The sequence below is a fragment of the Simiduia agarivorans SA1 = DSM 21679 genome (genome assembly GCF_000305785.2).
Lineage (GTDB): Bacteria > Pseudomonadota > Gammaproteobacteria > Pseudomonadales > Cellvibrionaceae > Simiduia > Simiduia agarivorans.
The window spans coordinates 187,907-201,938 of sequence record NC_018868.3; the positions used below are offsets into that span (position 1 = coordinate 187,907).

Sequence of the window (14,032 nt, forward strand, 5' to 3'; positions counted from 1 at the left end):
GATTATTGCACGCTTGCAATTTCTGCCGCAGTCAGCGGCCGGTATTGACCGGGTGTCAGTGTCGGGTCCAGCAATATCTCGCCGATACGCTCACGGTGCAGGCTGACAACCCGGTTGTTGACCGCGCCCAACATGCGTTTGACCTGGTGATAGCGGCCTTCGGTAATGGTGATGCGGCAATAGTTGTCGGGCAGGCTTTGCACCTGCGCCGGTCGGGTCGGGTGCTGTTCATTGCGCAGCAGGATGCCTTCGGCAAACAGCGCGGGCGCTTCGCTGGCGAGCGGCTCGGCGAGCCCCGCCAGATAGGTTTTTTCACACGCGCGGCGCGGACTGGTGACACGGTGATTCCACTGGCCGTCATCGGTAATCAGTAGCAGTCCGGTGGTGTCTATGTCGAGCCTGCCTACAATCTGCAGGCCGTGCTTATTGGCTTCATCCAGCAGATCCAGCACGGTGGGGTGGTGGGCGTCGGTGGTGGCACACAGGTAGCCAGCGGGCTTGTGCAGCATGAAGTAGCGCGCGCCCGGGGCTTTCAGCAAGTGGCCGTCCAGTGTCACTTTGTCGTTGGCGCGCACGGGAAACGCCGGGCTGTTGATGGCTTTTTCATCCACCTGAATGCGCCCTTGTTTGATGGCAAGCTGAACGGCTTTTCTGGACAGATCGGTGGCCTGTGCCACCCAGCGGTCAATGCGCATGGTCGGGCTCGTGCAGTTCGTCCAGAGCCGTGTAATAGCGATCGGCCCAGGCATCCACCTGCGCGCGCGCTTCGGCGGTCATAAACGCTTTTTCCAGCGCCAACACCTGGTATACCCCTCGATTGATCAGTGCCTGGCTGGCCTCATCACCCACATCCACCTGCGCCGTGGTGCGCAAAAAGCCGATCCAGTTGGTGAGAATGATCCACGCATTGTAGGTGAGGTCGCGCTGTTCCCGGGGCGTGGCGACTATCAGGCCCGCCTGCTCGAGCGCGGTATGCAGTTCCAGCGTCTTGGCAAATACAGCGTGAAAGGTTTGTTGGTGCAGGGTCGCGATGGCGTCTGAAGCGGACAGTATGTGCTCCAGGTCGCGGTAGATATAGCGGTCCTCCCACATAGCCTGGGCCAGCTTGGCCATCAGTTCCGCTTTCAGGGCGATGCTGAACGGGGTTTGCGGGGGCAGGCTCAGCATGGCCAGCATGCGATCGCGGTGAACGCTATAGAGTTCCAGCAAGATGTCGCTCTTGTTGCGAAAGTAGTAGTAGAGGTTGCCTGGCGAGATGTTCAGACTGGCGGCGATGTGATTGGTGGTGACGTTGCGCTCGCCATCGCGGTTAAACAGGCTGCGGGCGGCCGCAAGAATACGGGCGCGGGTGCTGTTGGGCTTGGCGGCTTTGCTGGCAGCTGGCTGTGTTTTTGGCATGGGTCTACTCGCTTGAAGGCGCGATTATAGCGGCTTGACAGGTTAGAGCAAATACTCTAAAAATGCAGCATCCTTTTTCTCAGCTCAAGCTGGAGGCACCATGAATACCGCGGCAAATGCCATTCTCGACCAGGAAATCTCCTCACAGGCGTTGGCCGATCTGTTGGCCGCACAGCGAGCGTCTTACGCGCAAAATCCTATGCCTTCTGCGGCAGAGCGGCGCGCTAATCTGGCCAGGTTGCGCGCGATGGCACTGGATAATCAGGATGCGTTGATGGAGGCCATGAACGCCGATTTTTCTGCGCGTTCACGGCACGAAATGCTATTGGCAGAGTTTCTGAGCGTGTCGGAGCTGACCAAGTATTTGTCTAAGCGCCTGGCTAAGTGGATGAAGCCTGAAAAGCGTCACCTTGCCCTGCATATGCAGCCGGGTAAGGCGCGGGTTTACTACCAGCCGCTTGGGGTGGTGGGTATTATGGTACCGTTCAATTACCCGCTGTTTCTGGCGTTGGGGCCGTTGGCCACGGCGCTCGCAGCAGGTAACCACGCCATGATCAAAATGCCGGAAGCCACGCCGAAAACCTCGGCGCTGTTGGCCGAATTGATCGCTCAGACGTTTTCGCCTGCGCACGTCACCGTGATCAACGGCGGGCCCGCAGTGGCGGCGAATTTTTCAGCCTTGCCGTTTGATCATTTGTTATTTACCGGTGCCGGCAGCATCGGCAAGCATGTGATGCGCGCGGCAGCCGAAAATCTGACGCCGGTGACGCTGGAGTTGGGTGGTAAGTCGCCGGTGATTGTGGCGGACGATTTTCCTATTGAAGAAGCTGCGCGCCGTTTGTGCTTCTCCAAAACCATGAATTGCGGCCAGACCTGTGTGGCGCCGGATTATATTTTTGTGCCGCGCGCAAAAATGGATACCTTTCGTGCGGCCTACAAAAAAGCGTTCAGCACCTTTTACCCCACGGTCAACAATAATCCTGACCTTACCGGCGTGATCAGTGAGCGCCACGCCCAGCGATTGCAGGGTTGGGTTGAAGCTGCAAAAGCCCAGGGAGCCTTGGTTGAGCCGGTAACGGACGAAGTGGTTAATGATGGCAGTCGGCGCACGGTGCCTTTGCTGGTGACCAATGTGAATCGCGATATGACATTGATGCAGGAAGAAATCTTTGGTCCGGTCTTGCCGCTGATCCCTTACGACTCCCTGCAGGAAGCCATTGACTACATCAATGGGGGTGATCGGCCGCTGGCGCTTTACTATTTCGGATTCGACAAGCAGCAGCAACAGCAGGTGCTGGATCGCACTCACTCGGGTGGTGTGGTGTTTAACGAAACCATGTTTCATGTGGCGGTGGACGATCTGCCTTTCGGCGGTGTTGGTCCATCCGGCATGGGTCATTACCACGGTAAGGAAGGATTCCTGACTTTCTCCAAGCCGAAAGCCGTGCTGTATAAACCGAAATTTAACGGCATGCAGATGTTATATCCGCCCTATGGTGGGCTGGTGAACAAGATTCTGAAATTTTTGGTCGGTTAATCGGCGCCCGTTTCAAACCAGACGGCTGGCAGGTTTTTCCGCCAGCCGTTTTCATTCCAGGGCAGGCGATCGATCAGCTGGCAAAAAGCCGGTGCGGCAGGGCAGCTCAACGAGAGTTGTTCGCCTGTCACCGGGTGAATAAATCCGAGGCCCACGGCGCTCAGCAGTAAGTGGCCGGCGTTCAGATGCTCACTGAAGTAGTGGTTGTGCTTGCTTTTGCCGTGCTTGGCATCGCCAATAATCGGGTGACCCAGGTGTTTCAGGTGGCGACGGATCTGGTGTTTTCTGCCGGTCTCCGGCTCGCACAACACCAGCGAATAGCGGGATTGCGGGTAGCGATCGATTTCTACCGGTAACTCACAGGTGGCGAGAGTGGTGAATCGCGTGGCTGCCTCCTGCGCATCTTTATCTTGCTGTCGATGTTTATCGGCAATGCGATCCAGTTTGACCGACAGTGCATAATCCAGCCGCTGGCTCGGCACATACCCGCGCGCCAGCGCCAGGTAGGATTTGTGCACGGTGCGGTCGTTGAATGCATCACTCAATTGGCGTGCTACGTCGCTATTGAGCGCGAACACCAGCAGACCTGACGTGGGTTTGTCCAATCGGTGAATCGGGTAGACATGCTGGCCTATCTGGTTGCGCAGTTCCTGCACGGCAAAACGGGTTTCGCGTTTGTCGATGGGGCTGCGGTGCACCAGTAAGCCGGTGGGCTTGTTGATCACCACCAGGTGTTCATCCTGGTAGACGATGGGCAGGGGCGTGGTAGTTGTTGGTTCCGTCATGCAGGAGTGCGGGGCGGCAATGCCGCCCCGGTACCATCAGCCCAGCGATTTTTCGCCGGAATCCACGGATTGGTAAATCAGGGTGTTGATGGTCATGGGGCCAACGCCACCGGGTACCGGTGTGTACGCGGCCGCGCGCGCTTTCAGGGGTTCGAGTTCAATGTCGCCCACACCGCCTGGATGATAGCCGGCATCCACCACAACGGCGCCGTCTTTGATCCACTCGGCTTTAATGAACTCAGGCTTACCCACGGCGCCCACCACAATATCCGCCTGCTTGATGTGCTCGGCCAGGTTTTGGGTGCGCGAATGGCAGATGGTGACTGTCGCGTTGGCACCCAGCAGCATCATGGCCATTGGCTTGCCCAGAATGGGGCTGCGACCCACCACCACGGCGTGCTTGCCAGCGATTTCGATGTTGTAGGCTTCCAGCAGGCGCATAATGCCCTTGGGGGTTGCACAACCATAGGCTGATTCGCCCATGCTCATACGGCCAAAACCAAGGCAGGTAACGCCGTCCACGTCTTTTTCCAGCGCGATGGCATCGAAGCAGGCGCGCTCGTCAATTTGCTCGGGTACGGGGTGTTGCAACAGGATGCCGTGCACGTTGGGGTTGGTGTTCAGCTCGTCGATTTTGGCCAGCAGCTGTTCGGTAGTGGTGGACGAAGGCATTTCCACCCGGATGGATTCCATGCCAATGCGCTCGCAGGCTTTGCCTTTCATGCTCACATAGGTGGCAGAGGCTGGGTCGTCGCCCACCAGGATGGTAGCAAGTATGGGCGTCTGGCCGTTGGATTTGGCTTTCAGGGCCGCTACGCGGGCGCTGAGTTCTTGTTCGGTTTTCTGGGCAAGGGCTTTGCCGTCGAGTAGCAGTGCAGCCATGGCAGTGCTGGTCCTCTGGTTATGGGGTGGGTGTCATTCTGCGGGGCGCATTGTCCCACAGGGGCTACAGAGCGCCAATAGCCCGTGCGGGCAGCTACCATTGTAGTCGTTGATTTCTATGGCTAATTAATTGAAAAAAGGGCTGTTTTTCCCGTTGACGAGGGCAGGGGGCATGGGTATGATGCGCACCACTCGAAAGGCAGGTGACTGCCGGTTTGGGTATGTCGGAGTGTAGCGCAGTCTGGTAGCGCGCCTGGTTTGGGACCAGGATGTCGGGGGTTCGAATCCCTCCTCTCCGACCAATTTTACTCCTTGTTTGCCATGTCGCCGGCAAGAACAGGCGCCCGTAGCTCAGCTGGATAGAGCAACGGCCTTCTAAGCCGTGGGTCGCAGGTTCGAGCCCTGCCGGGCGCGCCATCTACCGATGGCAGAGAGGCAAGCAAGCACCGCGTTATGGTGGGCGTAGCTCAGTTGGTAGAGCCCTGGATTGTGATTCCAGTCGTCGTGGGTTCAAGTCCCATCGTCCACCCCATTTCCCCTTTTACTTTTCTCAGTATTCTGGCAGTTGATGCAGGTGTCCGCGTATTCCGCTTGCGATGAATCGGTGTACAACGTGAGCCACGATTTATTACCTGGGTAATGCGTTTCGCCTGAATGGCGTCAATGACCAGTCAGAAAGCAGTAGATCCCATAAAGCAATCCTGGAAGTGCCAGGCCAAGTTGTACTGAGTACAAAACAATAATGGCGCGATCAGACCACGCTAAAAACTCGCAAACCACATAGAGTTCCAGTGCCATCGCCAGCAGGATAAAGACGATAATTCGTTTGAAATACATGGGCCGGCGCTCGTGTGTTTTACTGCCAGGGCGTTGTTTGCAGTGTTTTAATGTATTGTTTGTGCTTTTCGGTCAGTGGGCCGCTGGGGTCGCAAGCTGAAATATCAATCAGTTCCTGAGGGTTCTGATCCGCATTGACGAATACAATGTAAGCTTGCTCTGTGTGTAGCGAGACTCCGCAGTAGCTGCTATTTGCCGGCGTAGTCAGGTTAAGGCCGGGCAATTGCTGGCCTTTGATGACCTGTTGCACTACCAGCTTCGCCTGATAGGGCGAGTCCTTGTGTTCGTAGGCTCTGACGGCGGCGTGCTCCAAAATTCCAATGTAAATATGTGTGGCTTCCGCAAACGGGTTGCTGCTGGGTTCCGCACAGCTGCAGGCCCAGGTATTGGGCGAGAAAAGCACGGGGAGCAGTAGATAAAACGCTGATAACTGATATTTCATTGATTTAGCTGCGGTGTGGGCAGAAGCGTTGGTGCGGTGTGGTTCCAGCACGCCAGCCAGTGTGTGTTGGAAAGCGCCTCGATCGTTTCTGCGGCCGGCGAATTCAGGAAGGCAGTTGCCTCTGTCAATTTACACTGGTGTGGGTCTGATTCCTTTTCTTCAATTTCGCTTTGTGGGTGTTTGCTACTCTTCGGATAAGGCACCAACGGCAATGTTTGATAGCGGTTCAAAACCAATGGCGTACAGCTGCCTTTGGTTTGCCGGCTGATACTTGCCCTAACATAGCGGGTGTCAGTGAGGTGCGCCGATTTTTTAACGGCCACAGAGCCTTCTGTGGTTTCAATAAACCATCCTGAGGGTGAGGGCTGTAGTAGGCCGGGTAATTCCAGATGGACGTAGTCACAGGCCCCGCCGGTTTTTTCATAACCCAAACTTGTGTCCGGAGCCGCAATAGTCAGCAATCCAAGTAGCGTTAGAACCTGTGGTAAGGCCTTTGCCTTGGAATTGTTCATTCCTGTTCTCCTGTTGCCGAGAGTGGGTGGGTGACGACTTCGGGCCAGTGACCCACTTCTGCAAAGATTCGTTCAAAAACACGGTCCAAGTGGTTTGATTTCACAGGGGGGCAGCTGGCATAGGTGGCGGCCCAGAGGTGGGAGGCATAGGCCTTTCCCGCTTGGCTATATTCCGTTGTAAAGGTTGAACGTGGCATTTGATTCAGCTTGCGAAAGCTGTTGGTATACGCCAGCGCGGCCTGGCTTAGCTGTTGATCGCATTCACCTAATAGATGATGCGGGTACAGGTAGTTTTGCAATTCGTGGTGGGGTATGCCTTCCGGTGTGCTGGGCGGGGCGATGCTATTGGGTTCGCTGTCGAGAAAAAGCGTACCCATGCTGGCCATTTCAGAGGTTCGCATGTTCTTTGTGCCGTAGGCCGCCAGCAGCAAGGTGCCGTGTTCTGGGTGCCAGGTTTCTGCGCGGTAAAGAGTAAGCGCATGGCCGGGCATGAGTAAAATGGGCGAGGTCAGCGTGGGTGGTGAGGTTTGGAACTTACCCGTGCGATCGGTTTGGCCTATGATTTCAGCTTCGGTGCCCATTACGGCGGCCGCAGTGGTTGATGTGAATACAACCCGGTGGAGGTGAATACTAACACCGCCAACCGGCTTTAATGTTTGTACGGAAAGTAATTGCCCTTGAAATACCGGCCCTGCGGGCCTTGTGCCTATGGAGGGTATACAGCCGGCGACCGCCCAAAGTACAGCGATTATCGGTAGTTTTCTGCGCAGGCTCAGACGATGCTTCATGGGCAAGTGATCAGTGCTCAAAGCTGAAGACTATAGCCAAATAAGTTGGTATTGTCTGCGGATAATTGCATGTTTGTACAGGAGGCTGTGATGGCTGAAACTTCTGGCGATAAACTCTATCTGGGTTTTTTGTTATTGGTGTATTTTGTTATATGGGTGGCGGTATGTTCGCTCTGGTTTAAGCCGGTGTTATTGCTCCAGGCTTCGATTTTTGCGGGCTTTTACCTTGTGTCGCATGCGATTGGTGTTTTTGGGCGCGGAAAAATCGGCCTGTCTGCTGATGGTGTGCAAACCTTGTTGTTGGTACCGGCTTTTTTATTGGTCCGATTGTTAACGAATGGTTTCTGGGCTACCGCCCGGAAGATGCTGCGATGGGGATGCTGGCTATGGCGCCGGCGTTTTTAGCGGGGCATGTTGGCGCCATGTTATTTACGCTGCTCTGGTCTTCAGCGGAAGAAAATTTAAAAAAAGAGCGCGAACAGGCAGCAAAACGCAATAATCCTTATCCGGATTAATGACTGTGATTGGCGTTTGGCTGGATTTTGAAAAAAAGCTGTGTAGTTTGTGTGGCCTTTAATCCAGCTTTTGAGCATTGATTTGCGTTGTATTCATGTCTTTTTTCTGCGCAAACCGCCTGGCAGACGATGGATCAACGTAATTGCAAATAATCGGATATGGCACGGATTTTAGGTCCGCGGCTTAACCAACCGGTAGCCGGATGGAAAACTCTGTACCCTCCCCAGGGGTGGAGTCTACGTGAATACTGCCTCCGTGATGTTCTGTAATAATAAAATAAGAGACCGATAAACCCAGCCCCGTGCCTTGGCCAACGTCTTTGGTGGTGTAAAAGGGTTCGAATATATGCCGGCGCACGTCTTCGGGCATGCCAGGGCCATTATCGACAAACCTCAACAAAAACCAGTCTCCGTCAGTTTCTGCGTGGATGGCGATCGTGGGGTTGCTGGGCGCACCATAGTCCGCATGGGTGAACGCCTGGAATGCGTTACGCAGCAAATTCAGGATGACTTGCTGGATCTCTACCGCGGAGCAGGTCAGTGATGGGAGGTTGGTCTGATAATGTTTTTCAATTCTTGGCAAGGTGATTTCATCGCCCATGTCCAACTGCATACTGTTGATGGCGAGTTCGAGCGAGTTATCCAGCAGGGTGGGAATGTGGGTCGCGGTGTGATCCCGATGGTGTGAGCGGGAGAACTCCAGCATGTTGTTGACAATGCGCGATGCGCGCTCGCCGGCCTCCCGTACATGGGCCAATAGTTTCGGCAGTTCCCTGCGTTGCCAGTAGGCTGAAAACTTTTCCGGATCCAACGCCATTTCTGCGGCAATGTCCAAGCTGGCCTTCAGAGTCATGTCGGTTCGGCGTTGTACGTTCTGGATGTTGCTCAGAATGGCGGCCAGCGGGTTGTTGATTTCGTGGGCCATGCCGGCCGCAAGCTCGCCGAGTGACAACATCTTCTCATTTTGAATCATCATGTTTTCCACTCTTACGCGCAGAGTGACGTCGTCTATACGGATAACGGCGCCACCCGCGGCATTGGCCACCAGAGGGTAAACGGTAATGTCCGAGTAGGTGGCCTGGCTGCCCTGGCCTTGCTTGAGGTTTTCGAGGGTTTGCGGCAATTGCTGGTCAATTGCGGCTTCTACCAGGCTTAGACTGATCGGCAGGTCTTCATAGATTTCGGTAATGATTTTGCCGAGTGCGACTCGCGAAGAAACGCCTATCTGGCGCTCGGCAGCGGCATTCCACAGTGTGATGTGGCCCGAGCGACTCACACCTATCAGAACGGAAGGCATGGAATTGATTATCGAATGCAAGTAGTCCTGGGTTTCCTTGAGGAGGTCCTCTGCGATTTCGCGACGGGCGAGGGTATCGCTTAATTGTGAGTTGATGTCGCGCAGGGAATCAGTTCGTTCTTGTACCCGGCTTTCCAATTCGTCTTTTGCACGTTTCAGTGCTTTGCGTGCTGCTTTGTACTTGAGCCGGCTTTTTTGCAACAGCCCGATCATGAGTGCCTGCAGTGCGGAAAGGACGCCCAAAATCCATAGCAGTGTGTCCATGGAGTTACTTTCGCTGGCGTGCGCCGGAGCCGTGAAGCAGGCGCTCAGAATCAGCAGGGTAAGGGGGTGCAAGGCGGGCGACTCCTTTATGGTTATGAGCCTATTGTACGCGGGCTTTATAAGATTGCCATTTGGCTATAATTTGGTCAAAAAGCGCTTTTAAATCAATTTGTTAGCATTTCAAACAAATTCGTTGACAGGGCCCCTGAAATCGGTAGAATGCGCGGCTTCTGAACAACGGGTGGTTAGCTCAGTTTGTAGTACAGAGTGAGCGGACAAGAACCCGCGCTCGGGTTCGACAAAATCGCCGGGAGCGATTTTGGGCATCGGCGATAGCCGATGGGGCGAAGCCCCGAGGGCCAGGACGGCCCGAGTCACTAATCGCCGGGAGCGATTTTGGGCATCGGCGATAGCCGATGGGGCGAAGCCCCGAGCACATGGGTGAGGCAAGCGTTTACAAAGCGATGCTTTGTGCACAACCGAACGCTATCAATCTATGATTGATAGCCGGCCCCGAAGGGTGCGAGTCATTCCCGTCCGAACCCACCGAGCCATCTAGCGCACCATCCAAATCCCAATACCTACCGACCGCGAAACCGCAGCGCCCCCACCGCCAGCTCACAGGTCCAACCCCACCCCACGCTTTGCCGCTCAACGATACGTCCTGAACCCGTTCGCTCGCAGGCCATCCATGGTCTTTGCAAAGCGTGTGGTGGTGTTGGTCAATCACGTTGGTGCTATTTGTTCCGCGACAAGGCAGGAGGGCTTGCTGGCGAAGACGCTTAGCGCGCCATTAGGCCAACCTGACCCCAATCAGGGAACTTCCCGTTACATTTGCGATCTATTTCGATAATCAAGGAATTTGTGACCCGGTCGGGTCATTCGGTCGTAATTCAGTGATAGTCGTCATCAATTTGTAACTGAATGAGATAACACTAACCCTGAATATCAAAGGAGATATAACATGCAGGACTATCTGGAAGAGTTGTTGGAACAAGGGCAGTTGGATGAGTTGGACGAAGTCTGGGAGGTGGAAATCCTGGAACTTTGACCGATGCCGGTATAGCACCGGTTAATTTGCTACCCCCGTCACACCGACTCCCGCCTTTGTGGATCATACTTTAAGCTTCTATAGTTACAGTCTGCCGGCGTATGCTGGGCAGCTGGGTTTCTACCCACTCGACGCCGGGTGAACAGAAAGCGCACAATCGAACCATAAACAGGCAGGACTACCTTTTTTTATGCCCCTTGCTGAAAATGAACAGGCAGAGGCCATCTATATTTTCTCCGGCAATAAAATTATCCGGGAAATGCTGTATTCCGAGTTTGAGGCAATCCTGGATGGTTACGTTCCAATTCCGGATTTTGCCCGCAAACAGGTTCGGGCCGTCTATGTGCGTATCAATTCTCGTTTGGCGATCGTGGCCGCGGTTTTTTTTCTGATCGAATTTGATGCCGAGGGTTTTCCCGATCGGCGCTGGAATATCCCGTTGGGTCAATTGGCAGATACCGCAAGCAGCGGCCCGGATTTGGGGGCTGGTCCTATTCGCCTGGCTTGTGCATCCCAATGTGCTATCGACTGGCATCAGCCCAAGCTCTGGGATCCCAACCTGCAAACCGGCAGGAATAATTTTTCGCAGCTCAAAAAATGTGCAAGTGCCAACCGGTTGGGGTTGATTTTCAAGCGTGACGAAAAAGCCATCGAGCAGGAGACCATCCAGCAAACAGCGCAACAGCAAACCATGGAAGCCCGTTTGCATATGGCGCAGCTGATCAAAGATCAGCGGTTCAAAATGAGCGTGTTGAAAAACCAGTATCAGCAGCAAGTGGATAGTCTGAAGCTGGAGCATCAACAGCGGCTCGGGCATTACCAGTTGCAGCTGGAGGCGAAAAATCATGAGCTGCAAAGAATTCAGCTCGCCAACCAGCAATTAAAAGAGAAGACCGAAGCGCAGCTGGAAAAAATGGCGGGAATTCGCGAGTATTTCGAGCATAAGCTTCAGTCCGCACAGGCGGGTGAGCAGGAATCATTGCAGAGCCTTCAGGCTCAATATCAGGCAGAAATGCAGCTCAAACTTGATTCTGCCACGGCGGAGCTGGAGGAGCAGGTTCAGCTGCTGAATATGGAGCTTACCTACCGCAACGAGCAGGAAGCCAGTCTGAATGAAGAAATTAACCGTTTGAAAGCCGAACTCCAGAATTTGATGAACAACAGTGGCAACGAACTGTTGAGTCAGCTTCAGGAGCAGGGCATCAATTTTGTATCTTATCAACCGGGTGCCGGACACATTACCATTCCGGTATCCGATCTGGCCGATTTCATGGAGAGCCCGGAAGAGTACGCAGCGCGCAAAATTGGTCTGAGCGGTACCCAATACCGCAATTGGCTTGCGCACTACCACAAACCCAATTGCTGCGCATTGAAATCTGATGGCAGTGTGTGCGGCGCCGTTATCGAGCGGGTCCATAATCCCAGAGACTTTCACCCGGGTGAAAATGATCGTTGCGCGGATCACCGTGCACCCGTTACCCAGACGTTTGCCGTCCTTTCGTGAACCGGTCAGGGTCAGGTTTGCCTCCGTTGTCGGCGGTGGCCGACGGTGTTCCGTGTGAATTGCTGAATTGGTCTGTGGCTCGCGCCGCCGGTGTCGAGATATTTGTGCGACGCGACGATCTGTTGCCGGCCTGGGGGCAGGGCAACAAATTCTACAAGTTGTATTACAACCTGCAGGCGCTGCCCAGCGATGCGGTCTGCGTCAGCTTTGGCGGCCCATACTCCAATCATTTGCACGCACTGGCGCTGGTTGCGCAGAAAATGTGTGTGCACTCGGTGGGCATTGTCCGTGGGTATGCCGGTAAATCCCTGACCCCAACGCTGGCGGATGCGCAGGCGGCGGGTATGCAGCTGGTGTTTGTTTCGCGTCGGGATTACGCACGTTACAGTGCGCCGCAAGTGGATGCTGGGCGACATGCCTGGTGCCAGGATAAGATCGGGATCAGAGATCGCCCTTTGCATATCATTCCAGAAGGGGGGGCTAATGCCGAGGGGTTGTGTGGTGCGCAGGTGTTGGCAGAGCGCATTCTGGCGCAACCCATAGTGGGCCCCGGACGCGCGCTGCATGCATTGTGGTTAGCTGTCGGCACGGGCACGACCTTGGCCGGACTGGTGAACGGCATAGGGGGCGATGCACGAGTGCAACAGGTGGTGGGTGTTCCGGTGATCGGGCCGCATCCGGAGCAGGGTTATCATCCGCTTTCAGAGAGCATTAAAGACCGCTGTGGTATCAACAGCCGCTGGCGACTCGAGACGGGATTCAGTTTGGGCGGTTACGCCAAAACCACCCCGGAATACCTTGCATTTTTGCAGGATTTCTATCGGGAAACTGGTGTGCAGCTCGATCATGTATATACTGGGAAACTGTTTTGGGCACTCCGGTCCGGACTGATATCGGGTTCGATTGAGCGCGGCACGCGTTTGCTGGCAATGCACACGGGGGGGTTGCAGGGCTTACGGGGGCTGCAGGGGCAATAGAGGCTGACGGCAATAGAAATTTGGCCTGTGAAAACACCTTGCGCTGAATGTGCACCGGGATTGTGAGCGCGCCGGATTTTGAATCTGGTCGCGCAAAAGTAAGATGGCGACGTTTTTTTGGAATCGGTTATGAATACAGGTGCAGCACTGGATTTTGGATGGGTGAAAACCCTGGTGCCATTGAAGTCCATGGGTGACCCCCATTTGCTTGAGTTGCTTCAGCATTGTCCTGTACAGGCTGTATTCAAAGGGCAGCGTCTGTTTGAAGCGGGTAGTTACGATCGTCAGCACATTTATTTGTTACACGGCGATGTTGAATATCGTTGGAATGATGGCCGGACAGAGCTGGTAAAAGGTCGGGCGACACTGTTTCCATTAATGCATGAACAACCCAGACCTTGCACGGCGACCGCGCTGACGGATTGCTCTGTGTTGCGAATCAATAGTGAGCAGCTGGATAAGCTGCTGACCTGGAGTCAGGTCGCAGAATACCTGCAGATCGATGTGGCGTATCAGCCCGAACTCGATGAAGATGCTGATTGGATGCTGACTGTGCTCAGATCCAATTTGTTTTTTAAGGTCCCTCCCACCAATATCGGTGATATTTTTTCTCGCCTCAAACCGGAAACGGTGGATGCAGGGCAGGTCATTCTGCGTCAGGGAGAGGTCGGTGACCGTTGTTATTTCATCAAAGAGGGGCAGGCGCAGGTGCTGCGCTCACCCGACGGTGTGCAAAAGCCGCAACCCATTGCAGATATCGGTCCGGGGCGTTGCTTTGGTGAGGATGCCTTGGTGCATGAAACAGTGCGCAATGCCACGGTGAAAATGACCTCGGACGGCGTGCTCATGGTTATGTCCAAACCAGATTTTATCCACCTGTTAAAAGAGCCCGAGGTCAATTCATTGCCCCTGTCGGCATTAGAGACGGCAACGGGCGATGCCACCTTGATCGATGTGCGCACAGACGAAGAGTACAGTCGCGGGCATTTGCCGGCAGCGGTTAATATTCCTGTCAGTTTGCTGCGCCTGAAAACCCGGCAGTTGGTCAAAGATCACACCTATCTATTGTACTGTGACACTGGCCGCCGCTCCCATGCCGCGACCCACCTGTTGCAAAAACTCGGCTACAAGGTCAGTTATTTGCAGCGGGGAGTGGGGCAGGATTTGGCTTTGTGGCGTTCGCTTTCAGAGGAAACGGGCGACTATATTTTGCGGGATGGGGTTTCTCAGCGCTCGGCGTGAT

At 54.7% G+C, this 14,032-nt stretch carries 14 protein-coding genes and 3 tRNA genes; 8 read left to right on the top strand and 9 right to left on the bottom strand.

Annotation, left to right across the window (positions count from 1 at the left end):
- Positions 1 to 2 precede the first annotated feature (2 nt).
- Together rsuA and M5M_RS00875 are read right to left on the bottom strand one after the other, a co-directional pair.
- Positions 3 to 695 (bottom strand): 16S rRNA pseudouridine(516) synthase RsuA, encoded by a 693-nt coding sequence (gene rsuA, locus M5M_RS00870; RefSeq protein ID WP_015045582.1) that lies wholly within the window; start codon positions 693 to 695, stop codon positions 3 to 5.
- Complete coding sequence (locus M5M_RS00875; RefSeq protein WP_015045583.1) at positions 685 to 1,398, bottom strand: TetR/AcrR family transcriptional regulator; 714 nt, start codon at positions 1,396 to 1,398, stop codon at positions 685 to 687. The genes rsuA and M5M_RS00875 overlap by 11 nt, the downstream gene beginning before the upstream one ends.
- A gap of 100 nt (positions 1,399 to 1,498) precedes the next feature.
- On the opposite strand from M5M_RS00875, the gene M5M_RS00880 reads away from it, so the two are divergent.
- On the top strand, positions 1,499 to 2,935 hold the full coding sequence (locus tag M5M_RS00880; protein ID WP_016389136.1) for a coniferyl aldehyde dehydrogenase: 1,437 nt from the start codon (positions 1,499 to 1,501) through the stop codon (positions 2,933 to 2,935).
- Here M5M_RS00880 and M5M_RS00885 read toward each other — a convergent pair.
- Positions 2,932 to 3,720, bottom strand: a complete 789-nt coding sequence (locus M5M_RS00885) for a pseudouridine synthase (protein ID WP_015045584.1) — start codon at positions 3,718 to 3,720, stop codon at positions 2,932 to 2,934. The two genes, M5M_RS00880 and M5M_RS00885, sit on opposite strands and share 4 nt — an antisense overlap.
- A 36-nt stretch (positions 3,721 to 3,756) precedes the next feature.
- The gene (gene folD / locus M5M_RS00890) at positions 3,757 to 4,602 is read right to left on the bottom strand and encodes a bifunctional methylenetetrahydrofolate dehydrogenase/methenyltetrahydrofolate cyclohydrolase FolD (RefSeq protein WP_015045585.1); all 846 of its coding nucleotides are present in this window, start codon (positions 4,600 to 4,602) and stop codon (positions 3,757 to 3,759) included.
- A 225-nt stretch (positions 4,603 to 4,827) separates the two neighbouring features.
- On the opposite strand from folD, the gene M5M_RS00895 reads away from it, so the two are divergent.
- The 3 genes from M5M_RS00895 (at position 4,828) to M5M_RS00905 (ending at position 5,134) form a co-directional block, all read left to right on the top strand.
- Positions 4,828 to 4,904, top strand: a tRNA-Pro gene (locus M5M_RS00895).
- 38 nt (positions 4,905 to 4,942) lie between these two features.
- Positions 4,943 to 5,019 (top strand) — tRNA-Arg (locus M5M_RS00900).
- Between the two features lie 39 nt (positions 5,020 to 5,058).
- Positions 5,059 to 5,134: transfer RNA gene (locus tag M5M_RS00905), tRNA-His, on the top strand.
- A gap of 128 nt (positions 5,135 to 5,262) precedes the next feature.
- Here M5M_RS00905 and M5M_RS20295 read toward each other — a convergent pair.
- From M5M_RS20295 to M5M_RS00920, 4 genes are read right to left on the bottom strand one after another with little or no spacing between them, the layout of a single operon-like run.
- The gene (locus M5M_RS20295) at positions 5,263 to 5,439 is read right to left on the bottom strand and encodes a hypothetical protein (RefSeq protein ID WP_016389137.1); all 177 of its coding nucleotides are present in this window, start codon (positions 5,437 to 5,439) and stop codon (positions 5,263 to 5,265) included.
- 19 nt (positions 5,440 to 5,458) lie between these two features.
- Positions 5,459 to 5,881 (bottom strand): hypothetical protein, encoded by a 423-nt coding sequence (locus M5M_RS00910; protein WP_015045586.1) that lies wholly within the window; start codon positions 5,879 to 5,881, stop codon positions 5,459 to 5,461.
- A complete protein-coding gene (locus tag M5M_RS00915; protein ID WP_015045587.1) occupies positions 5,878 to 6,393 on the bottom strand; it encodes a hypothetical protein in 516 nt (171 codons plus the stop codon). Before M5M_RS00915 ends, M5M_RS00910 begins: the two co-directional genes overlap by 4 nt.
- On the bottom strand, positions 6,390 to 7,181 hold the full coding sequence (locus M5M_RS00920; RefSeq protein ID WP_144062361.1) for a hypothetical protein: 792 nt from the start codon (positions 7,179 to 7,181) through the stop codon (positions 6,390 to 6,392). The genes M5M_RS00915 and M5M_RS00920 overlap by 4 nt, the downstream gene beginning before the upstream one ends.
- 386 nt (positions 7,182 to 7,567) lie before the next feature.
- Between M5M_RS00920 and M5M_RS20905 the strand changes: the two genes are divergently transcribed.
- Positions 7,568 to 7,696: a hypothetical protein gene (locus M5M_RS20905; RefSeq protein WP_016389139.1), complete on the top strand. Its 129-nt coding sequence runs from the start codon at positions 7,568 to 7,570 to the stop codon at positions 7,694 to 7,696.
- Positions 7,697 to 7,880: 184 nt separating this feature from the next.
- Here M5M_RS20905 and M5M_RS00930 read toward each other — a convergent pair whose 3' ends face one another.
- A complete protein-coding gene (locus M5M_RS00930; protein ID WP_015045590.1) occupies positions 7,881 to 9,329 on the bottom strand; it encodes an ATP-binding protein in 1,449 nt (482 codons plus the stop codon).
- Positions 9,330 to 10,498: 1,169 nt separating this feature from the next.
- Here M5M_RS00930 and M5M_RS00935 point away from each other — a divergent pair.
- The 3 genes from M5M_RS00935 to M5M_RS00945 all read left to right on the top strand — a co-directional run bounded on the left by M5M_RS00935 (position 10,499) and on the right by M5M_RS00945 (position 14,031).
- Positions 10,499 to 11,812 carry a hypothetical protein gene (locus M5M_RS00935; RefSeq protein WP_015045591.1) on the top strand — a complete coding sequence of 438 codons (1,314 nt, stop codon included), beginning with the start codon at positions 10,499 to 10,501 and terminating at the stop codon, positions 11,810 to 11,812.
- A 17-nt stretch (positions 11,813 to 11,829) separates the two neighbouring features.
- Entirely contained in the window at positions 11,830 to 12,789 is a 960-nt protein-coding gene (locus M5M_RS00940; RefSeq protein WP_029879783.1) for a 1-aminocyclopropane-1-carboxylate deaminase/D-cysteine desulfhydrase, read from the top strand.
- Between the two features lie 129 nt (positions 12,790 to 12,918).
- On the top strand, positions 12,919 to 14,031 hold the full coding sequence (locus M5M_RS00945) for a cyclic nucleotide-binding domain-containing protein (protein WP_015045593.1): 1,113 nt from the start codon (positions 12,919 to 12,921) through the stop codon (positions 14,029 to 14,031).
- The last annotated feature ends 1 nt before the right edge of the window (position 14,032 follow it).

Bases quoted from the DNA above. Each gene is read 5' to 3' on its own strand.
- M5M_RS00945 (WP_015045593.1), top strand. From the start codon at position 12,919: ATGAATACAGGTGCAGCACTGGATTTTGGATGGGTGAAAACCCTGGTG.
- M5M_RS20905 (WP_016389139.1), top strand. From the start codon at position 7,568: ATGGCGCCGGCGTTTTTAGCGGGGCATGTTGGCGCCATGTTATTTACG.
- M5M_RS00875 (WP_015045583.1), bottom strand. From the start codon at position 1,398: ATGCCAAAAACACAGCCAGCTGCCAGCAAAGCCGCCAAGCCCAACAGC.
- folD (WP_015045585.1), bottom strand. From the start codon at position 4,602: ATGGCTGCACTGCTACTCGACGGCAAAGCCCTTGCCCAGAAAACCGAA.
- rsuA (WP_015045582.1), bottom strand. From the start codon at position 695: ATGCGCATTGACCGCTGGGTGGCACAGGCCACCGATCTGTCCAGAAAA.
- M5M_RS00880 (WP_016389136.1), top strand. From the start codon at position 1,499: ATGAATACCGCGGCAAATGCCATTCTCGACCAGGAAATCTCCTCACAG.
- M5M_RS20295 (WP_016389137.1), bottom strand. From the start codon at position 5,439: ATGTATTTCAAACGAATTATCGTCTTTATCCTGCTGGCGATGGCACTG.
- M5M_RS00885 (WP_015045584.1), bottom strand. From the start codon at position 3,720: ATGACGGAACCAACAACTACCACGCCCCTGCCCATCGTCTACCAGGAT.
- M5M_RS00920 (WP_144062361.1), bottom strand. From the start codon at position 7,181: ATGAAGCATCGTCTGAGCCTGCGCAGAAAACTACCGATAATCGCTGTA.
- M5M_RS00935 (WP_015045591.1), top strand. From the start codon at position 10,499: ATGCCCCTTGCTGAAAATGAACAGGCAGAGGCCATCTATATTTTCTCC.
- M5M_RS00910 (WP_015045586.1), bottom strand. From the start codon at position 5,881: ATGAAATATCAGTTATCAGCGTTTTATCTACTGCTCCCCGTGCTTTTC.
- M5M_RS00915 (WP_015045587.1), bottom strand. From the start codon at position 6,393: ATGAACAATTCCAAGGCAAAGGCCTTACCACAGGTTCTAACGCTACTT.